We start from the raw sequence: 19,355 nt of genomic DNA on the forward strand, positions 1-19,355 counted from the left end.
GCGGTTCGCACTTCTGCCCGAATTGCCAAAAGTTGCGCAAAAACGCCTAGTTGCGAGCATCCGTGGGTCGGCTAAGTGGCATTCTGACCCCCAAAACTAGGGTAATTTTGACTGGTTAGGCGAGCACTCTGCCGCCGCAATAAAACCAAAGGGGTGTAGCGCTTGTATCTGAAGAGCCTCACCCTCAAGGGATTCAAGTCGTTCGCACAGCCGAGCACCTTCCACTTCGAGCCTGGCGTTACTGCCGTTATCGGTAAAAACGGCCACGGCAAGTCAAACGTTTTCGACGCCATCGCCTGGGTAATGGGTGAGCAGGGCGCCAAGTCGCTTCGTGGCGACAAGATGGAAGACGTCATCTTCAAGGGCTCGGCGACCAAGGGGCCTTTGGGCCGCGCCGAGGTCGAGCTGACCATCGATAACGCCGATGGCGCGCTACCCATCGACTACAGCGAAGTCACAATTTCTCGAACCCTCTTCAGAAACGGTCAGAGCGAGTACGCGATCAACGGCGACGTCGTTCGTCTTCTAGATGTTCAAGAACTACTCAGCGACTCTGGTCTTGGCCGCGAGATGCACGTGATTGTGCCTCAGGGCAAGCTGAAAGATATTTTCCAGGCTTCACCAATCGAACGTCGTGGCTTTATTGAAGAAGCCGCCGGTATTTTGAAGCACCGACGCCGCAAAGAGAAGACCGAGCGCAAACTCGAGTCGATGCAAGCGAACTTCACTCGCCTGAATGACTTGGCCGGCGAAGTTCGTCGCCAGTTGAAGCCACTGGGCGCTCAGGCTGCTGTTGCTCGTGAAGCACAGACCATCGCGATCAACGTGCGCGATTCGAAGGCTCGTCTTCTTGCTGCCGACATCGCTGAACTTATTGGGTCGCTAGAAACTAGCTCTAAGAGCGAGAACGAATCAAAAGCTGAGCAGAATATTCTCAAGCAGCTTGTCGATTCAAACACCGCGCGAATTCGCGAACTAGAAGCCGCACTGATTTCAACCGAGTACGACGCAGCGCGCAACGTTTCGTTCTCGTTCGACTCGCTCGCTGATCGGTTGCGCGCACTGCTAACTTTGGCCAACCAGCGTGTTGCACTGCTCGGTTCGCGCGCAGAAGCCAACGGCGCAACCGTCGACCCGGCCGCCATCGACGCCGAGGCAACTGCTGCCGAGGCTGCACTAATCACTTTGGCCGAAGCCGCAACCGCGCTCGAGGGGCAGTTGCGCGAAGCAGAGGCTAAGCGCTCGGTTGCACGCGATCAGCTCGAGGCATACGACTCGCAAATCGCAGAGCAGAACCAGTTGCTCTCGGCATTCGATCTCGAGAAGGCTCGGCTTTCTGGCGAGGTCAGCATGGCCGAGTCGAAGGTTGCTGGCTTGCGAAGCGAACTTGTGCGCCACGAAGCCGCACTCGGCGAGGCTCGCGACCGCCGCAACTCGGCGCAGACCGACCTCGAAACTCTCGACTCAACTTTGCAGTCACAGCAGTCGCACGGCGATAACTCGCTGCAGCAGCGCCACGACGCGGCGACCCGCGCAGTGGCCGACTCGCTGGCACAGATCGAGCGAATTCGCGATGAGGTGCACGCCGCTGAGCGTGAACGTGACTCGCTAGAAGCGAAGCGTTCGGCACTTGATCTGACCCTCGCGCAAAAAGATGGTGCGAGCGAGCTGACCTCTGCCGGCCTTCGCGGTATTCGCGGTCTGGTTGCAAACCACATGAAGATCGAAACAGGTTACGAGGTTGCAGTTGGCGCGGCGCTTGGGCCGCTTGCCGATGCGCTCGTTGCAGACACCCGCGATGAAGGTCTTGCCGCGCTCGAACATTTGAAGCGCAACGACGGTGGTCGCGTTGAACTGATCGTCGCCGATGTCGACACGATGGCAGCGCACAACTCTGCCGAGCAAATTTCTGGCGCGCGCGCTGCGGCATCCGTGGTTGAAGCGCCTGCTGGTGTGATTGCACTTCTTCGCGACGTAGTGATCGTCGATGACCTCGCTGCTGCGCAAGAGCTTTACCGTCGCGACAAGTCGGTCACCAAACTGACTGTCATCACCAAGGATGGCGACGTGCTTACCGAATCGATTTTGCGCGGCGGTTCACAGAGTAAACCTTCGAAGGTTCAGCTCGTTGCCGAACGCGATGCGGCGGCAACTCGCATTTCGCAGGTCAACTCGAAACTCGAGACTTTGCGTGGCGAACTTACTCAGGCTCGCGCCACCGAAGACGCGGCGAAGCAAACCGAGAAGCAGGCACTCGCAGCACTCAAGCAGCACGACTCAGAGTTGGCGAAGAACGCCGATGCAGTTGGTCGCGCTCGAGTTGCCGTTGAGGCTATCGACGCAGAACTTTCGCGTTTGAGCGCAAACGTAGAGCAGGCGCGCAGTGCGATCGACTCGGCCGAGCAAACTTTGCAGCACGCAATCTCGATCCACGATCAGTTTGCGGCTCAGTCTCGCCCAGTGGTTTCATACGAAGACCGTCAGCGACTTGCCGACAACGTTGAGCAAGAGCGCAGCAACGAGACTCAGATTCGCATCGAACTTGGTTCGGCTGCAGAGCGCCTTCGTGTTGAGAAAGAGCGTGCCCGAACCCTTCGCGCCCAGGTGGCCGAGGCGCAAGAGGCCATCGAACGGGCCCAAGCCGCGGCCGCTGCCCAGCAGGCACAGCTCGACTCTGCCCGCAAGGTGCTCGAGGCATTGCCAATGCTGATGGATGCCGTGGCAGACGGAGCTGGCGCAGCCAAGGCCAAGCTTCACGAGATCGACCACGAGCGCAACAACCAGAACGGCGAATTGGTTCGACTTCGTGGCGAAACCGCAGATCTGCAGATGAAGCTGAGCGGTCTGACCCAGGGCGTGCATGACCTCGAGCTCAAGACCCACGAGAAGCGCATCAACCTTGCAAATCTCGTGATGAAGTCATCTGACGAACTTGGCTTAGACGAACCAACCCTATTGGCCGAGTACGGCCCACAGGTGTTGATTGAAGACCCTGAGAACCCTGACGAGCCAAAGCCTTTCTTGCGCGAAGAGCAGCAGAAACGTTTGCGCGAAAACGAGCGCCTGCTAGACCGTCTAGGCAAGGTCAACCCGCTTGCGCTAGAAGAATTCGCCGCTCTCGAAGAGCGCCACAAGAACCTCGCGACTCAGCTCGACGACATCGTCAAGACCCGCGCCGACTTGCAGCAGATTATCAAGGATCTCGACGAAAAGATGCAGACCATCTTTAAGAGCGCGTTCGACGACACCAAGCGCGAGTTCGAGAGCATCCTGCCGATTTTGTTCCCTGGTGGTGCCGGTTCGATGACTTTGACCGAACCAGACAACCTGCTCGCAACCGGTATCGACGTTCGCGTGAAGCCAGCCGGCAAGCAGTGGATGCCAATGAGCTTGCTCTCGGGTGGCGAGCAGTCACTCGGTGCGATCGCGTTCCTAACCGCAATCTTTAAGTCGCGACCTTCGCCGTTCTACATCATGGATGAAGTTGAGGCAGCCCTCGACGACGTGAACCTAACTCGTTTGCTGCACATCTTCCAAGACCTCCGCAAGAACTCTCAGTTGATCTTGGTTACTCACCAAAAGCGCACCATGGAAATCGCCGATGTGGTTTACGGCGTGACCATGTTGAACGACGGTATTTCGCGCATCGTTGGTCAGCGCCTTGGCGAAACGGCCTAAATGGGGCTGCTGTTCTGGCGTAAAAAGCGCAAGGATGAGCCTGAGGGTGGGGCTGCCGAGGGAGTCGGTGACTCTCGCGATGTTGAGGCCCCCTCTGCGCCTCCGGTCGACTTAAAGGATGTCAACCTAAAGCCGCATGAGGAGACCTCGCAAGTTGAGGCCAAAGACTCCGCTCTGGCAGCGCCGAAGGCAAAGGCCTCGCGCCTGTTTAAGTCGAAGCCAAAGGTCAAAGAAGAAGTAAAGCCTGAACCTGAGCCGACTCCTGAACCAGAACCAGTTTTGGAGGTTGCCCCAGAGCCAGAGCCAGAGCCAGAGCCTGTTGTTGAGGTCATTCCTGAGCTGGTTGCTCCTGTGGCCGAGGTTGAGCTCGAGGCTGTCGAATTGCCAAAGCGCAGTTTCGGTAAGAACCTGAAGTCGCTTTTCACTCGCATCAAGTTCGACATCGACAACCTCGATGACCTTGAAGACACTTTGATCCAGGCTGACTTTGGCCTTGAGGCCGCAGAGGCGATCGTTGAAGGCGTTAAGCAGCGCGCAAAGAAGTCGGGTGCGAAAACCGATGGTGAGCTCAAGGGCATCCTGGTTGATTTGATCACCGAGCAACTTTCGCGAAGCGACTCGGCTCTGAACTTGCAAGACGGAAAACTGCCTTACGTGATTTTGGTAGTTGGCGTGAATGGTGTTGGCAAGACCACAACGATCGGCAAGCTTGCGAATTGGTTGAACGAAGGCCAATGGCGAGTTGTGATTGGCGCTGCCGACACATTCCGTGCTGCGGCCGTTGAGCAAATCGCAACTTGGGCAGAGCGCGCAAATGCAAAGTTGATTCGCCCGAAGGCTGAGGGTCAAGACCCTGCAAGTGTTGCTTTCGAAACCGTCGAACTTGCCTTGCGCGACGATGCTGACATCGCCATCATAGACACAGCAGGTCGCTTGCAAAATAAAAAAGACTTGATGGCCGAGCTCGACAAGATCAAGCGAGTTGTTGAAAAAAACGCACAGATCAGCGAGACCCTTTTGGTTATCGACGCAACCACAGGTCAGAACGGTTTGGCTCAAGCAAAGGCTTTCGCCGAGGTCGCCAACGTAACTGGCATCGTGCTCACCAAACTTGATGGCACTGCCAAGGGTGGCATTGTGTTTGCGATTCAAAAAGAGCTGGGCATCCCAGTTAAATTGGTAGGAGTGGGCGAAGGTATCAAGGACTTCGCGTTCTTCGACGCACAAGAGTTTGCAAAGGGATTGGTTGGCTAATGTTCGGTAATCTCTCGCAGCGTCTTACAGAGACCTTCCGCAATCTGCGCACCAAGGGCAAACTGACCGCTGCCGACATCGATCTCACCCTTCGCGAGATTCGTAAGGCGCTACTCGAGGCAGACGTAGCGCTCGATGTAGTCAAAGATTTTGTAAACGCCATTCGCGACCGTGCCCTTGGCGACGAGGTTTCGAAGGCCCTAAACCCTGCTCAGCAGGTGGTTCAAATCGTCAACGACGAGCTGGTTCGCATTCTAGGTGGGCAGCAGCGCAAGCTGAACTTCGCGGCCAAGGCGCCTACCGTCATCATGCTCGCCGGTCTGCAGGGCAGCGGTAAGACCACACTCGCTGGCAAGCTCTCGAAGTGGTTGAAAGACCAAGGGCAGAATGTGCTTTTGGTTGCTGCCGACTTGCAGCGCCCGAATGCTGTCAACCAGCTGCAGGTGGTTGGGGAGCGCGCAGGAATTGACGTATTCGCACCGCAACCAGGCAACGGAGTTGGCGACCCGGTCAAGGTCTCTAAAGAGTCGATCAAGCACGCCGAGAAAAACAATTACTCGGTTGTGATTGTCGACACCGCCGGTCGTCTAGGCATTGACGAAGAGTTGATGAAGCAGGCGAGCGACATTCGCAAGGCCGTTGAGCCTGACGAAGTGCTGTTCGTAATCGACTCGATGATTGGCCAGGATGCCGTCAACGTCGCAAAGGCATTCGAAGACGGCGTTGGCATCACCGGTGTTGTGCTCACCAAACTTGATGGCGATGCCCGCGGTGGTGCCGCACTTTCGGTTGCCTCGGTTACTGGAAAGCCAATCATCTTCAGTTCGACTGGTGAAGGCCTTGATGCTTTCGAGCCGTTCTACCCAGATCGCATGGCATCGCGCATTCTCGACATGGGTGACGTTCTAACTCTTATTGAAAAGACTCAGGCGACCTTCGACGAGGCCGAGGCTAAGAAGCTCGCAGACAAAATTGCTAACGAGACCTTCACGCTCGAAGACTTTCTTGAGCAGATGCAACAACTTCGCAAGATGGGCTCGATGAAGGGTCTGCTCGCGATGATGCCGGGTGCGCAGCAGATGCGTTCGCAACTCGAAAACTTTGACGAAAAAGAAATTGACCGCACCGAGGCGATCATTCGCTCGATGACCCCAGCCGAGCGCCGCCAGCCGAAGTTGCTCAATGGCTCGCGCCGCCTGCGCATCGCCAAGGGTTCGGGCATGACCGTGACCGACGTGAACTCGCTGGTGACCCGATTTGAGCAGGCCGCCAAGATGATGAAAACCATGGCCAAGGGCGGGATGCCGCAGATGCCAGGCATGCAGGGTATGCCGGGCATGGCCGGAATGGGCATGGGCGGCGGTTCTGCCGCTGGCAAAAACAAGAAGAAAGACAAGGGCAAGAAGGGCTCGAAGTCTGGAAACCCTGCAAAAAGAGCCGCCGAGGATGCCGCTCGCGCCGCAGGAACCAACCCGACACAAAATGGTGGCGGCTCGGCCTTTGGCATTTAGCCTGCTTTCTGGCACAATAGACAGGTTGTCTGCGCTTGACCCTCTAACCAAGCGATTCTGATAACCCATAGAGCTTGAATACCGAGTGTGCCCCCACGCTCACGGTTGATTGTTCGCCCCAATACAAATAACAGGAGCATTGTGGCTGTAAAAATCCGCCTCGCGCGTCACGGAAAGATCCGTGCACCGCACTACCGCATCGTCGTAGCTGACTCACGTACTCACCGCGACGGTCGTGTAATCGAAGAAATCGGTCGTTACGTTCCGACCGAGCACCCTTCAATCATTGAAGTTAACTCAGAGCGCGCTCAGTACTGGCTTGGCGTTGGCGCACAGCCAACTGAAGCAGTTGCAGCACTCTTTAAGGTGACTGGAGATTGGCAGAAGTTCAAGGGTCTTCCAGGAGCAGAGGGAACGCTCAAGGTTGCAGCACCAAAGCCAGCTAAGAGCATTGCATACGAAGCAGCTGTTAAGGCAGCAGCATCAGAGCCTGCAGAAGGCGCAACAACTCTGAAGAAGAAGGCACAGGAGAAGTTGGCTGCGAAGTCAGCACCGGCTCCAGAAGTTGTTGAAGCTCCAGTCGTCGAAGCTGTTGCTGAAGAAACACCTGCAGTGTCCGAGCCAGCAACGGATAATGCCGTGGCAGGCGCTGTCGCAACTGACAATGCTGAAGTTGTAGAGACAGAAGCTGCGGTTGAAACCCCAGCTGAAACTCCAGCAGAATAATTATGATTGACGAAGCTCTCGAGCACCTCGTTAAGGGAATCGTAGATAACCCTGACGATGTCAACGTCAAGGAGAAGAACGGTCGTCGTGGGGCAACTCTCGAAGTCCGCGTCAATCCTGAAGATATCGGTAAGGTCATCGGTCGTAACGGTCGTACAGCAAAGGCGCTTCGCACAGTCGTAAGCGCGCTCGCTGGTCGCTCAGTTCGCGTTGACCTTATTGATACTGACGAACTTCGCTAATTTAACTAGAAGGTTCTCATGCGCCTCAATGTAGGACGTATCGGTAAAGCCCACGGAATTCTCGGTGAGGCAACAATCGAAGTGCGAACAGATGAAGCGGAAGATCGTTTCGCACTCGGTGCACGTTTAGAGACAGATAGCCACGGTGTTCTCACCGTGGCTTCTGCTCGTGTACACAACGGAATCCTGCTATTGGGCTTTGAAGGAATTGAAAACCGCAATCAGGTGGAGGAGCTCCGAAATGAGCTTCTCTATGCCGACGTCGATATCGATGCACCTGGTTATGATGAAGATGATTATCACGTCCTTCAACTCATCGGCTGCGCGGCATTTCTGGAAGATGGCACTGAATTCGGCACTGTTACGGAGGTGCTCAACCTTCCAGGTCAAGACGTTCTTGCAATCAAGACAGGAACAGGCGAAGTCATGATTCCTTTTGTGCATCAATTGGTTCCAACTGTGGATGTCCGCAATAAGCGCATGACAGTTATCCCTCCAGAAATTTCAGGTGCCATCTGATGAAGATTGATGTCATTTCGATATTTCCTGAATACCTTTCGCCTCTTAATCTCTCATTGCTGGGCAAGGCGCAGAGCGTAGGTCTTGTTGATATTCAAGTACACAATCTCCGCGATCATGCCGTAGGTGTGCATGGTTCAGTTGATGACACTCCTTATGGTGGTGGTGCAGGAATGGTGATGTCGCCAGAAGTCTGGGGCAAAGCTCTCGATCCATTGATGGTCGATGAAACTGATTTGATCATTCTTACACCTGCTGGAAAACAATTTACTCAGCCTGTCGCACAAGAGTTTTCATCGCACTCACACTTGATTTTTGCATGTGGTCGCTATGAAGGTATTGACGATCGTATTCGCCAGTATTACTCACAGCCAGAATTTGCAGCTCGCAACATTCGCGTTCATGAGTATTCCATCGGTGACTATGTTTTAGGTGGGGGAGAGGTGGCATCGATGGTGATGATTGAAGCAATTACTCGACTGATTCCGGGTGTACTCGGCAATCCTGATTCACTCGCTGAAGAGTCACATAATGAAGAGGGATATCTCGAATACCCCAACTTCACTAAGCCTGCACAGTGGCGCGGAATCGAGGTTCCTGAAATCTTGTTGAGCGGAAATCACGCAGCAATCGCCAAGTGGCGAGCAGAGCAAGCCCAAGAGCGCGCCAAGAAGAATCGCTAGCGATGGCGCGCACATACCTCGTTGAGACTTACGGCTGTCAGATGAATGTCCATGACTCCGAACGTATTGCTGGTTTACTCGATGCAGCAGGCCACGTGCCTGTGGCAGATGGCGAACAAGCAGATATAGTCGTCTTCAATACCTGTGCAGTCCGCGAAAATGCAGATAACAAGCTCTATGGAAACTTAAGTTTCTTGGCGCCCATCAAGAAAGCTAATCCATCGATGCAGATTGCAGTGGGTGGATGCTTGGCGCAGAAGGATCAATCAATAATTCTCAAAAAAGCGCCATATGTGGATGTTGTCTTCGGTACCCATAATGTGGGCTCACTGCCAGTTCTGCTTGAGCGTGCTCGTATCGAGGAAGAGTCACAAATCGAGATTCTCGAAGCGCTCGAACACTTTCCTTCAACTCTTCCTGCGCGACGTTTTTCATCCTTTACATCATGGGTCTCAATTTCGGTCGGCTGCAACAACACCTGCACCTTCTGCATCGTCCCAGCGCTTCGTGGTCCTGAGAAAGACCGCGAACCTGAAGCTGTCATTGCAGAAGTCAGAGCACTTGTTGAACAAGGTGTTATTGAAGTTACTTTGTTAGGTCAGAACGTCAACGCCTATGGTGTTGAAGCGGGCAAGAAAGGCGCATTTGCAAAGCTACTACGCGACGTCGGCGCCATTGATGGCCTAGAGCGGATTCGCTTTATGTCGCCACACCCTCGTGACTTCACTGATGATGTTATCGAAGCTATGGTCGAGACCCCCAACATCATGCCGCATCTTCATATGCCTCTTCAGTCAGGTTCAGACTCAATATTGCAGGCGATGCGACGCTCCTACCGCAGTGAGAAATATCTTGGAATCCTCGATCGAGTCCGTACGGCATTGCCGCATGCCATGATTACGACAGACATCATTGTCGGCTTCCCTGGTGAGACTGAGGAAGATTTCCAAGCAACCATGGATCTCGCAACAAAAGCGGAGTTTGCAGCTGCATATACATACAAGTATTCAATTCGCCCTGGCACTCCAGCAGGGGTAATGCCAAACCAGGTTGATGAAGCCGTTGTCGGAGAACGCTATACACGCCTGCACGAACACTTGCAGAAGATTTCACTTGCGATGAATCAGCGAGCTATCGGGACTACGCATCGTGTTATGGTCAATGAGATTGAAGGTCGTCGCGATGGAGATCGTGGTCGAATTACGGGTCGCTCTGAGGATTTCCGCCTCGTTCACTTCGAACCAATCGAAAGAGTACGCCCGGGAGACTTTGTTGATGTGGAAATTACAGAAGCCTCTGCTCACTATCTGATAGGTAGACCGAAGTCAGTAATCCGCACCCGTGGCGGTGATGCATTTGAGGCAAGCACTCGCGAAGACAGCGGACCTGCACCCACAATGCTTGGAATTCCAACGGTTAAAAAATAGCTATGACAGCGCCAGTCATCATTATCTGCGGTCCTACTGCTACGGGAAAGAGCGACCTCGCCCTTGAAGTTGCTCACAAATATAACGGCGAAATCATTAACGCTGATTCCATGCAACTCTATAAAGGCATGGATATCGGTACAGCTAAATTAACTCTTGCCGAACGTCAAGGAATTCCACATCATCTTTTGGATATCCTCAATGTCAGCCAAGATGCATCTGTCGCTTCCTATCAAAGGCTAGCTCGTGCTGCAGTAGATCAAATTCGAGCAGACGGTAAGGTTGCAGTCATTGTTGGCGGAACCGGCTTGTATATCAAAGCCATCATCGATGAGATGAACTTTCCTGAGACAGACCCGGCTCTTCGTAAGAAGTTGGAGGATGAGGCAGAACTTCTTGGTACCGCCCAACTTTATTCGCGGCTTCGAGTGCTCGACCCACAGGCAGCCGACGCAATCGAGCCTGCCAATACTCGTCGCATCATTCGTGCTCTTGAGGTTATTGAAGTAACCGGTCAGACATATTCAGCAAACTTGCCAAGTGACACAAGTCTTCGCTATCCCGATGCGTTTCATATCGGTTTATCGATGGAGCGTTCTACGCTAGCCCCTCGGATTGAAGCTCGAGTCCATCACATGTTCGACCAAGGGCTCGTTGACGAGGTAAAAACTCTGATTGCGCAAGGCTTGCTCGAGGGAGCTACAGCTCAACGTGCAATTGGATATGCCCAGGTCATCTCGATGGTCAATGGTGATATTTCCGAGGAGCAAGCGATTGAAGAAACAATCGTGGCCACTCGTCAATATGTCCGTCGCCAAGAGACCTGGTTTAAGCGAGATCAGCGAATTCAATGGATTGGCGAAGGCGTTCCACGTCTTGCTTTTATCGATGAAAGACTAAACTTCTAGCCATATGCAAAGCCCAGTAATCGCCACTTATGGCCACGGAACTCATAATGACTTCGTCATCCTCTTTGACCCCGATAACGAATTAAATATTTCAGCCTCCCAGGTAACTGCAATGTGTAATCGCTCTTCAGGTATTGGCGCCACTTCCTCAAGCGCCACAGCAATTGGCGCAGATGGCATGATTCGCATCATCAAGGGCGACGATGGCAAGTGGTTTATGGATTATCGCAATGCCGATGGTTCTATCGCGGAAATGTGTGGCAACGGAATTCGGGTCATGGCACGTTATCTTGTCGCTAAAGGCCATCAACGTGAAGGAATCTTTGCCATCGATACTCGTGCCGGAATTAAACACCTCCGGGTTCCCGCGGATGACGATATCTCGGTCAATATGGGCAAAGTTTTTGACGAGAGTGAAGAAGTCTCAGCTATCGCAAATGGCCGCACTTATCAAGGATTTAATATCAATGTAGGCAACCCACATGCAGTTGTCTTTACCGCTGATTTGGCGTCATTGGGTTCTCTAGAAGTGGCGCCTGTTGTAGATCCTGCTTCTTCGTATCCGGAAGGCGTGAACGTTGAATTCGTTGAGCTGCTTCCCAACCACGAAGCAAAGATGCGCGTACATGAGCGTGGCAGTGGAGAAACCCAATCCTGCGGAACGGGAACATGCGCCGTTGCACTCGCAGCAACCATTAAGTCAGGGGAGTCCCTTCCATCTCGTTGGGTGATTTATCCACCTGGAGGTCGTCTTGTCGTTGATATCGATGGACATTCCAATGCAACACTTACAGGTCCAGCGGTCCTACTTGATGATTATGACGTCAGCAGATTTCTTTCATGACCACATCAGACGATAGCTACGACAAACTCTTTGATGATCTCTTGCGCGAGAGCGCGCGAGCCGCAGCCGACTTTGATGCAGATGAAGTTGATGAGGTTGAGAGCCAGCAGGATTTATCTGATCGTCATGCACTTCGCCGTGTTAAGAGTTTTTCGACCGAACTTCAAGATATCTCAGAGGCTGAGTATCGCCAGCTTCAATTAGAGCGAGTTGTCTTAGTCGGTGTTTGGACAGAGGGCAGCGCCGAGATGGCTGACAACTCTCTCGCAGAATTAAAGGCCCTGGCAGAGACAGCAGGGTCAGAAGTTCTTGAAGGTCTCATTCAGCGTCGCGATAAACCAGATCCATCTACCTATATCGGTGCTGGAAAGTTAGAGGATTTGAAAGCGATAGTTCGCTCCAGCGGTGCAGATACTGTTATCTGTGATGGCGAGCTATCACCATCACAACTTCGCACCCTGGAAGATAAGTTGAAGGTAAAAGTCGTTGATCGCACAGCATTGATTCTCGATATTTTCGCGCAGCATGCCAAGAGCCGCGAAGGTAAAGCTCAAGTCGAACTCGCACAGATAGCGTATCTACTCCCACGACTTCGCGGTTGGGGAGATTCACTCTCGCGCCAGGTAGGTGGTCGTGCCGCAGGTGGAGCCGGTATCGGTGGTCGCGGTCCAGGTGAGACCAAGATCGAAACTGACCGACGTCGTATTCGCGACAAGATGGCGAAGCTACGTCGTGAAATCAGTGAGATGAAGATAGCTCGCGATACCAAGCGACAGGAACGTCGCCGTAACAATATTCCTTCAGTTGCAATTGCCGGATATACCAATGCTGGTAAATCATCACTTCTCAATGCACTTACCGGTGCAGGGGTGCTGGTCGAGAATGCGCTCTTTGCAACACTCGATCCAACTGTTCGTAAGGCACAAACCGCTGAAGGTCGCGTCTATACACTCTCAGATACAGTCGGCTTTGTTCGCCACTTGCCGCATCAATTAGTGGATGCATTCAAATCAACATTAGAAGAAGTCTCTGGTGCAGATCTGATTGTCCATGTCGTAGATGGTTCACATCCTGATCCATTTGAACAAATCCGTGCTGTACGCCAGGTCATCGATGAAATCGGTGGTGGTTCAATCCCTGAGATAATTGCAATTAATAAAGTTGACATTGCGACGCCAGAAGTTGTGATGGAGCTGCTTCGGAAAGAGAAGAATAGTTACGCTTTCTCCACTAAAACTGGTTTTGGCATTGATGGATTAATTCACGCAATCGAAAAATCGCTCCCGCACCCCAGTGTTGAGATTGATCTTGTTATTCCTTATGATCGTGGCGATCTTGTCCATGCGATTCATGAATCCGGAGAGATTCTCCTTGAGGAACATCTTCCTGAGGGCACGCACATCCGCGGATATGCCGATGGCGCACTAGCGGAAGCCGCTAAGAAGGCCTCTGAACCTCGCGTCTAGAGATCTTGGTGGAGGTGGGGGAATAAACACGACACGCCGGTGGTTCTAACAGGTAATTCTCAACAATATAGGCAACTATTCGCACGCGGGGGACAGCTCGCATCGAAACTGATGCTCGAGAGGTAAGAGGAGATACATAAAGTGGCTACTGACTACGACACACCCCGTAAGACCGATGAAGAATTACACGAGGAATCCCTCGAAGAACTCAAGGCCAAGCGTGCTGATGCTCAATCTGGTCAGATCGATGTAGATGAGGCAGAAGCCGCAGAAAACCTCGAACTTCCTGGCGCTGATCTCTCTGGCGAACAACTTGCTGTTCGCGTTGTACCAAAGCAAGTTGATGAATTTACCTGTTCGCGTTGCTTCTTAATTCACCACATGACACAACTTGCTAAGGGTGAAGGCGCTAAGGCAGTCTGTAAGGATTGCGCTTAACTCTGTAATGCTGCTGCAAGTTGCTCGGCTTTCTTTGTCGAAATTAACCAATATGGCGTTGGGTCTCTTTGATCAGTGACTTTAACTTTCACGCCCTCCGAGACCCAGAAAGTTGTTGCAAAGTAGGCGGCAGGATCTGCGCCTCGCGTGCGCTGAAAACTAAAATCTTTCTGAGCGATTATTTCGACATCGCTGAGATATTGCACAGGGATGTGAGCCTTGCCAATATGAAGCTCCCCATCTTTAATCTCAATCGTTGAAGTCATCCTATAAATAGCTACCGCACCAAGAACGATAGAAATCGCGAAGGCATTGATGGCTGCGTTGTTATCAAATGCGGCCCAGATAGCGATGACCAGCGAGAAGAGCATGAAATAGATGAAGGCGATTAACCAGATTGGGGGGCGAATCACTTCTCTAAATGCCGTAGTTGAGCTCACGGCTCTAGGTTAGTGGCTCTTCTATAAAGTAGCCTTACGCCATGAGCCGAGTATCAAGTACAACGCCTCCGGAAGGTTCAATCATCCCTGATCGTCACCCAGCATCACCGGCGACTGGATCCGAACTTCCCTCTCACTTCAAACATTGCTTTGGTTGTGGCGATCTCCATCCAACTGGACTGCACCTCAAAGCTCGCGTGGGAGAAGGTCTCACCATCTCTGCTCAATTTACTGTTACCGAAAATCATCAGGGCGCGCCTGGGCTCGCACATGGAGGATTGCTCTCATTGGCATTTGATGAAGCACTGGGAAAGTTGATGTGGCTGCTTCGCGCTCCTGCCGTTACCGCTCGACTTGAAACTGATTTTCTCGCACCCGTTCCTATCGGAACAACGCTCTATATCTCTGCTCGCATCGTCGGGCAGCAAGGCCGCAAGGTGTATTCAGAGGCGGAAGGTCGCATTGGGGGAGCCGATGGTGCTGTTGCAGTGCGCGCCGCTTCGCTCTTTGTCATTGTGCCGATGAAGCACTTCCTGGAGAACGCTCCTGCCGAGTACATCACCGCAATTAAAGCTAATCCCGAACTTCTCTCATTCGTCGATCCAGAATTCAACATCAATCCATGAGCGCGCTTCAGGTATTAATTACTCGTCTCGATCCCGATCTACCACTTCCCAATTACGCAAAGGGCGGAGATGCTGGAGCAGATATCTACTCTCGTATCGATATCACTCTTGAACCCGGTCAGCGCGCTCTTGTTCCAACAGGTATTTCAATTGCACTTCCTGATGGATATGTCGCGCTGGTACATCCGCGATCAGGTCTTGCCATTAAACATGGCGTCACAATGGTGAATGCGCCAGGCACGGTTGATGCAGCTTTTCGCGGCGAACTCCAATGCATCATGATCAATCATGACCCAATTGAATCAGTAACATTTAAACGTGGCGATCGCATCGCACAGTTAGTTTTTCAAAAAGTGGAGCATGCTGAGTTTGTCGAAGTTAAAAGCCTTCCAGGCTCTGGTCGCGGCGACGGTGGCTTTGGCTCGACAGGTCGATCATGAGCAACGACGACGACCGCGATAAGGTTTTAGCTGCATTTGGTGGCAAGAAGGGTCTGATTGATTCTGGAATTCCTTCCATCATCTTTCTCGTTGTTTTTAATATCCGTCACGATTTACAAGACGCGCTCTATGCCTCAGTGGCTGTTTCAATTGTTCTGACAATCATTCGCTTGGCAATGCGCGATACCGTTCAGCATGCCTTTAGTGGTCTTATTGGTGCGCTTATCTGTGCCTGGTTTGCCCATCGCACAGGAAACCCGAGCGATCTCTTTGTTCCAAAGTTATTGACCAACCTCGGCTACGGAACGGTTTATCTGATTGCAAACCTTGCTGGCTGGCCGATCTTAGGCCTGATGCTCGGGCCAATTCTCGGTGAGAACCTACTCTGGCGAAACGATCCAGTGCGCAAAGCTGCCTATATTCGAGTGGGTTGGTTATGGGTCGGGCTCTTCTTCACTCGTATCGCAGTGCAGTACCCCATTTACAGGAGCGGAAACGTTAATCTCTTAGGAACGGTCAACCTTGCCATGGGTTACCCACTATTTCTTGCAACGGGTTATGCAACCTGGTTGATCCTCAAGAACGTTCCTATTACAAAGCATCATCAAGACTAGTTCTTAGAGATAAAGCAATCCTTCAAAAGCCCTTCAGCAACCGCTGAAGCAACGAAGAGAAGTTCATCGCCCGCCACGAAGACATCGGATGGTGTTGGTGTGACAACACGACCATCGCGCACGATTGCAGCAAGAGATGCATCATCTGGAAGTTCAACTTCTTCAACAGTCTTACCGATACAGGTAGAAGTATCTGGGAGAGTGAGCTCGACTAGGTTTGCTTGGCCTTTTCGGAATGAGAAGAGGCGGACAACATCTCCTACGCTCACAGCCTCTTCTACAAGAGCGGCAATAATGCGAGGGGTCGACACAGCAACATCAACTCCCCATGAGTGATCGAAGAGCCACTCATTCTTTGGGTGATTGATTCGTGCAACAACGCGAGGAACACCGTATTCAGTCTTTCCTAACAGAGACGCGACAAGGTTGACCTTGTCATCACCTGTGGCCGCCACGAGAACCTGGCAATCATTAAGGCTCGCCTTATCTAGGGATGCAATTTCACAGGCATCTGCCATGAGCCATTCAGCATCAGGGACTGATTCAAGCTTGAGTGCCTTTGGGTCGCGATCAATCAAGAGAACGCGGTGGCCATTGTCAAGAAGTTCGCGAGCTATAGCGCGACCCACATTTCCAGCACCAGCAATAGCAATACGCATCTTTTATGCCTCCGGTGATTTTCCGATAATGGCTTCTACCTGTGCAAGTTTTTCATCGCGCACCATGATGTGAATCAAATCGCCATCTTGAAGAACGGTGCTCTCATTAGGAATTAATCCTTCGCCGAGCCGAGTCAAGAAAGCAACGCGTAAATCAGCAGCTTTTTCGATATCCGTAATTGGGCGACCAAACCAATCGAGATGTGGATGAACTTCAGCGAGCTGTACAGTTCCGCTGGCATCGCGCCATTCGGAACGTGAACCTTCAGGAGCAAGACGCCGCATGATCTGATCAGTTGCCCAGATAACTGTGGCAACTGTTGGAATGCCTAAACGCTGGTAAATCTCAGCGCGACCTGGGTCATAGATACGAGCCACAACATTGGTGACACCGTAACTTTCACGTGCAACGCGAGCAGCAAGGATATTTGAGTTATCACCATTACTGACTGCGGCAAATGCATCTGCACCTTCGATACCAGCCTCGAGCAATGTATCGCGATCGAATCCAACACCAGTGATGGTGCGCCCCTTGAAATCAGGGCCAAGACGGCGGAAAGCCTCCTTGGATTGATCGATAACAGCAACAGAATGGCCGTTAGCTTCGAGCTCGATAGCGAGCAACGAACCAACGCGACCGCAACCCATGATGACTACGTGCATAGGCATAACTTACTCCCTTACTCTTAGCTCCATGACCGAATCAGCGCGAAAATCTCTCCGTATCGGCGAAATATTCCGAGTGGAGATTGAGAAGGTCGCCCATGGGGGTCATTTCATCGCTCGACATGAAGGCGCTGTGATCTTTGTTCGCCACGGAATTCCTGGCGAAGTCGTAGAGGTAGAAATCACCGGAGTAGAAAAATCATTTGCTCGTGCTGATGTCGTAGCGGTCATTGAGCCCAGTATTCATCGAGCCATTCCTGCTTGCCATGTTGCTGGTAAATGCGGCGGTTGCGACTTCCAGCACATCGATATTGTGCGTCAACGTGAATTAAAGTCCGAGGTCATCTCAGAGCAGTTTGCACGCATCGCCAAGATGGAAGTTGATATTGAAGTAGAGGAAGTTTCATCGCCTCTCCATTGGCGCACACGTTATGCAGCCTCATCGAACTCTCGCGGAGAGGTTGGTTTTAAAGGATCTCGCAGCAACGAAGTGATAGCCATCAATATCTGCCCAGTGCTTATCCCAGAAATTGATATCGAGACGCTTCCCTTCGAGAAGATTCAGCCAAATAAACGAATTGAGGTCTCTCTCGGTACTGATGGCGATCGCACGGTTTCAGTGATGGAACAAAGAGATAGCAGAACCGCTCAACGGGCAACACCGAAAGTTGTTGAAGGTCCGTCCACGCTGAAGTATCGAGTGCATGAGATTGAGTACAGTGTTTCTCAATCATCATTCTGGCAGAGCAATATCAACGCACCTGAGGCCCTTGTCAGCGCCGTTCTTGATTTCGCTCAATTAACGACAGGGGATCATTTACTTGATCTCTATGGGGGAGTCGGACTCTTTGCCGGTGCAGCTCTTCCCATCATTGGTCCGGGTGGTCGTGTTGATATTGTTGAAGGAAGCGCAATCGCAAGCGAAGATGCTCGCCGTAACTTTGCAGGCACCAGTAACGTACACGTTCACACTGGAGATGTTGCTCAAGAGATTCGAAAGTTCAAGCGAGCAGATGTCATTGTTCTCGACCCGCCGCGCACCGGTGCCGGTAAGCCCGTCATTGAAGTGTTAGGAAAAATCGGAGCTCGGGCAATTGTCTATGTCGCTTGTGATCCTGCAGCACTTGCGCGAGATGTTACATATCTTCGCGAAATTGGATATCACTTAGAAGATATCCGCGCCTTCGATCTCTTTCCGATGACTCACCACATCGAAGCTATTGCGCTCTTCACCCTTTCTAAGGTATCTTGACGTCAAGATACTTTTAGGTAGATAGGTGCCACCATGAGCAAGAACTCCCTCGGAACACAGAAGAACCTCACTGTTGCAGGTAAGGAGTTCGAAATCTTCGATATCTCGCAAGTAGAGGGCGCAAGCGATCTTCCATTCTCGCTCAAGGTGCTCCTCGAAAACCTACTTCGTACTGAAGATGGGGCGAACATCACCGCAGAACACATCAAGGCTCTTGCTCAGTGGGATCCATCGGTCGAACCAGATACTGAAATTCAATTTACGCCAGCACGCGTTGTAATGCAGGACTTCACTGGCGTCCCTTGCGTCGTCGACCTAGCAACTATGCGCGAGGCAATCGTCGAGCTTGGGGGAGATGCTTCAAAGGTCAACCCACTCGCTCCAGCAGAGCTGGTTATCGACCACTCAGTAATTGCTGATGTCTTCGGCACCAAGGATTCTTTCGAGCAGAACACAGATATTGAATATGAGCGCAACCGCGAGCGTTACCGTTTCTTGCGTTGGGGCCAAGGCGCATTTGATGAGTTCAAGGTTGTGCCACCCGGAACAGGAATCGTGCACCAGGTAAATATCGAATACCTCGCGCGCGTCGTAATGACTCGTAACGTCAATGGCGTTCTTCGCGCTTACCCAGATACAGTCGTCGGTACAGATTCACATACAACGATGGTCAATGGACTTGGTGTCCTTGGCTGGGGCGTCGGTGGCATCGATGCAGAGGCTGCGCTTCTCGGTCAACCTGTTTCCATGTTGATTCCTCGTGTAGTTGGCTTCAAGCTCAAGGGATCACTTCCCGTGGGAACCACTGCAACCGATATGGCACTTGTCATCACAGAGATGCTTCGCAAACATGGCGTAGTCGGCAAGTTTGTTGAGTTCTATGGTCCTGGCGTTACAGCTGTTCCAATGGCGAACCGCACAACAATCGGAAACATGTCACCTGAATACGGATCAACATGTGC

Annotated in this window: 20 protein-coding genes; 17 read left to right on the forward strand and 3 right to left on the reverse strand. The window is 52.2% G+C overall.

All coding sequences use genetic code 11. The annotated features are described in order from the left end of the window. Window positions 1-162: 162 nt before the first annotated feature. From smc to ACKOVI_RS01470, 12 genes are all read left to right on the forward strand, one after another. On the forward strand, window positions 163-3,678 hold the full coding sequence (gene smc, locus ACKOVI_RS01415) for a chromosome segregation protein SMC (RefSeq protein ID WP_509602096.1): 3,516 nt from the start codon (window positions 163-165) through the stop codon (window positions 3,676-3,678). Then, window positions 3,679-4,932, forward strand: a complete 1,254-nt coding sequence (ftsY, locus tag ACKOVI_RS01420) for a signal recognition particle-docking protein FtsY (RefSeq protein WP_509602098.1) — start codon at window positions 3,679-3,681, stop codon at window positions 4,930-4,932. It abuts the gene before it with no gap. Continuing rightward, a complete protein-coding gene (ffh, locus tag ACKOVI_RS01425) occupies window positions 4,932-6,443 on the forward strand; it encodes a signal recognition particle protein (protein WP_509602100.1) in 1,512 nt (503 codons plus the stop codon). Before ftsY ends, ffh begins: the two co-directional genes overlap by 1 nt. Before the next feature lie 141 nt (window positions 6,444-6,584). Beyond that, entirely contained in the window at window positions 6,585-7,169 is a 585-nt protein-coding gene (rpsP, locus tag ACKOVI_RS01430) for a 30S ribosomal protein S16 (protein WP_509602102.1), read from the forward strand. 2 nt (window positions 7,170-7,171) lie between these two features. Beyond that, window positions 7,172-7,411, forward strand: a complete 240-nt coding sequence (locus tag ACKOVI_RS01435; RefSeq protein ID WP_509602104.1) for an RNA-binding protein — start codon at window positions 7,172-7,174, stop codon at window positions 7,409-7,411. 18 nt (window positions 7,412-7,429) lie between these two features. Then, the gene (gene rimM / locus ACKOVI_RS01440) at window positions 7,430-7,930 is read left to right on the forward strand and encodes a ribosome maturation factor RimM (RefSeq protein WP_509602105.1); all 501 of its coding nucleotides are present in this window, start codon (window positions 7,430-7,432) and stop codon (window positions 7,928-7,930) included. Further along, window positions 7,930-8,613 (forward strand): tRNA (guanosine(37)-N1)-methyltransferase TrmD, encoded by a 684-nt coding sequence (trmD, locus tag ACKOVI_RS01445; protein WP_509602107.1) that lies wholly within the window; start codon window positions 7,930-7,932, stop codon window positions 8,611-8,613. The genes rimM and trmD overlap by 1 nt, the downstream gene beginning before the upstream one ends. A gap of 2 nt (window positions 8,614-8,615) precedes the next feature. Continuing rightward, on the forward strand, window positions 8,616-10,040 hold the full coding sequence (miaB, locus tag ACKOVI_RS01450; RefSeq protein ID WP_509602109.1) for a tRNA (N6-isopentenyl adenosine(37)-C2)-methylthiotransferase MiaB: 1,425 nt from the start codon (window positions 8,616-8,618) through the stop codon (window positions 10,038-10,040). Window positions 10,041-10,042: 2 nt separating this feature from the next. After that, a complete protein-coding gene (miaA, locus tag ACKOVI_RS01455) occupies window positions 10,043-10,948 on the forward strand; it encodes a tRNA (adenosine(37)-N6)-dimethylallyltransferase MiaA (RefSeq protein WP_509602111.1) in 906 nt (301 codons plus the stop codon). Between the two features lie 4 nt (window positions 10,949-10,952). Next, complete coding sequence (gene dapF / locus ACKOVI_RS01460; RefSeq protein WP_509602113.1) at window positions 10,953-11,792, forward strand: diaminopimelate epimerase; 840 nt, start codon at window positions 10,953-10,955, stop codon at window positions 11,790-11,792. Continuing rightward, window positions 11,789-13,258: a GTPase HflX gene (gene hflX / locus ACKOVI_RS01465; protein WP_509602115.1), complete on the forward strand. Its 1,470-nt coding sequence runs from the start codon at window positions 11,789-11,791 to the stop codon at window positions 13,256-13,258. The genes dapF and hflX overlap by 4 nt, the downstream gene beginning before the upstream one ends. Window positions 13,259-13,399: 141 nt before the next feature. Continuing rightward, window positions 13,400-13,696, forward strand: a complete 297-nt coding sequence (locus tag ACKOVI_RS01470) for a DUF4193 domain-containing protein (protein WP_509602117.1) — start codon at window positions 13,400-13,402, stop codon at window positions 13,694-13,696. Here the strand turns inward: ACKOVI_RS01470 and ACKOVI_RS01475 are convergent. Continuing rightward, the gene (locus ACKOVI_RS01475) at window positions 13,693-14,136 is read right to left on the reverse strand and encodes a DUF3093 domain-containing protein (RefSeq protein WP_509602119.1); all 444 of its coding nucleotides are present in this window, start codon (window positions 14,134-14,136) and stop codon (window positions 13,693-13,695) included. The two genes, ACKOVI_RS01470 and ACKOVI_RS01475, sit on opposite strands and share 4 nt — an antisense overlap. 41 nt (window positions 14,137-14,177) lie before the next feature. Here ACKOVI_RS01475 and ACKOVI_RS01480 point away from each other — a divergent pair, with 41 nt between their 5' ends. From ACKOVI_RS01480 to ACKOVI_RS01490, 3 genes are read left to right on the forward strand one after another with little or no spacing between them, the layout of a single operon-like run. After that, a complete protein-coding gene (locus tag ACKOVI_RS01480; protein ID WP_509602120.1) occupies window positions 14,178-14,762 on the forward strand; it encodes a PaaI family thioesterase in 585 nt (194 codons plus the stop codon). Beyond that, window positions 14,759-15,202 carry a dUTP diphosphatase gene (gene dut / locus ACKOVI_RS01485; RefSeq protein WP_509602123.1) on the forward strand — a complete coding sequence of 148 codons (444 nt, stop codon included), beginning with the start codon at window positions 14,759-14,761 and terminating at the stop codon, window positions 15,200-15,202. Before ACKOVI_RS01480 ends, dut begins: the two co-directional genes overlap by 4 nt. Beyond that, the gene (locus tag ACKOVI_RS01490) at window positions 15,199-15,816 is read left to right on the forward strand and encodes a DUF3159 domain-containing protein (RefSeq protein ID WP_509602124.1); all 618 of its coding nucleotides are present in this window, start codon (window positions 15,199-15,201) and stop codon (window positions 15,814-15,816) included. The genes dut and ACKOVI_RS01490 overlap by 4 nt, the downstream gene beginning before the upstream one ends. Here ACKOVI_RS01490 and ACKOVI_RS01495 read toward each other — a convergent pair. Both ACKOVI_RS01495 and ACKOVI_RS01500 read right to left on the reverse strand, forming a co-directional pair. Further along, window positions 15,813-16,475 carry a potassium channel family protein gene (locus ACKOVI_RS01495; RefSeq protein ID WP_509602126.1) on the reverse strand — a complete coding sequence of 221 codons (663 nt, stop codon included), beginning with the start codon at window positions 16,473-16,475 and terminating at the stop codon, window positions 15,813-15,815. The two genes, ACKOVI_RS01490 and ACKOVI_RS01495, sit on opposite strands and share 4 nt — an antisense overlap. 3 nt (window positions 16,476-16,478) lie before the next feature. Next, complete coding sequence (locus ACKOVI_RS01500; protein ID WP_509602131.1) at window positions 16,479-17,138, reverse strand: potassium channel family protein; 660 nt, start codon at window positions 17,136-17,138, stop codon at window positions 16,479-16,481. A 31-nt stretch (window positions 17,139-17,169) separates the two neighbouring features. On the opposite strand from ACKOVI_RS01500, the gene ACKOVI_RS01505 reads away from it, so the two are divergent. Continuing rightward, entirely contained in the window at window positions 17,170-18,393 is a 1,224-nt protein-coding gene (locus tag ACKOVI_RS01505) for a class I SAM-dependent RNA methyltransferase (RefSeq protein WP_509602128.1), read from the forward strand. 33 nt (window positions 18,394-18,426) lie between these two features. Then, window positions 18,427-19,355: aconitase family protein (locus tag ACKOVI_RS01510; RefSeq protein WP_509602130.1), on the forward strand; the 929-nt coding region annotated here is incomplete at its 3' end.

It is taken from the genome of Candidatus Planktophila sp., from assembly GCF_046070465.1.
Lineage (GTDB): Bacteria > Actinomycetota > Actinomycetes > Nanopelagicales > Nanopelagicaceae > Planktophila.

What these genes read in the sequence shown, in the direction of transcription:
- ftsY (WP_509602098.1), top strand. Translation starts at nt 3,679, where the DNA reads ATGGGGCTGCTGTTCTGGCGTAAAAAGCGCAAGGATGAGCCTGAGGGT.
- ffh (WP_509602100.1), top strand. Translation starts at nt 4,932, where the DNA reads ATGTTCGGTAATCTCTCGCAGCGTCTTACAGAGACCTTCCGCAATCTG.
- ACKOVI_RS01435 (WP_509602104.1), top strand. Translation starts at nt 7,172, where the DNA reads ATGATTGACGAAGCTCTCGAGCACCTCGTTAAGGGAATCGTAGATAAC.
- rimM (WP_509602105.1), top strand. Translation starts at nt 7,430, where the DNA reads ATGCGCCTCAATGTAGGACGTATCGGTAAAGCCCACGGAATTCTCGGT.
- trmD (WP_509602107.1), top strand. Translation starts at nt 7,930, where the DNA reads ATGAAGATTGATGTCATTTCGATATTTCCTGAATACCTTTCGCCTCTT.
- miaB (WP_509602109.1), top strand. Translation starts at nt 8,616, where the DNA reads ATGGCGCGCACATACCTCGTTGAGACTTACGGCTGTCAGATGAATGTC.
- miaA (WP_509602111.1), top strand. Translation starts at nt 10,043, where the DNA reads ATGACAGCGCCAGTCATCATTATCTGCGGTCCTACTGCTACGGGAAAG.
- dapF (WP_509602113.1), top strand. Translation starts at nt 10,953, where the DNA reads ATGCAAAGCCCAGTAATCGCCACTTATGGCCACGGAACTCATAATGAC.
- hflX (WP_509602115.1), top strand. Translation starts at nt 11,789, where the DNA reads ATGACCACATCAGACGATAGCTACGACAAACTCTTTGATGATCTCTTG.
- ACKOVI_RS01480 (WP_509602120.1), top strand. Translation starts at nt 14,178, where the DNA reads ATGAGCCGAGTATCAAGTACAACGCCTCCGGAAGGTTCAATCATCCCT.
- dut (WP_509602123.1), top strand. Translation starts at nt 14,759, where the DNA reads ATGAGCGCGCTTCAGGTATTAATTACTCGTCTCGATCCCGATCTACCA.
- ACKOVI_RS01490 (WP_509602124.1), top strand. Translation starts at nt 15,199, where the DNA reads ATGAGCAACGACGACGACCGCGATAAGGTTTTAGCTGCATTTGGTGGC.
- ACKOVI_RS01495 (WP_509602126.1), bottom strand. Translation starts at nt 16,475, where the DNA reads ATGCGTATTGCTATTGCTGGTGCTGGAAATGTGGGTCGCGCTATAGCT.
- ACKOVI_RS01500 (WP_509602131.1), bottom strand. Translation starts at nt 17,138, where the DNA reads ATGCACGTAGTCATCATGGGTTGCGGTCGCGTTGGTTCGTTGCTCGCT.
- ACKOVI_RS01505 (WP_509602128.1), top strand. Translation starts at nt 17,170, where the DNA reads ATGACCGAATCAGCGCGAAAATCTCTCCGTATCGGCGAAATATTCCGA.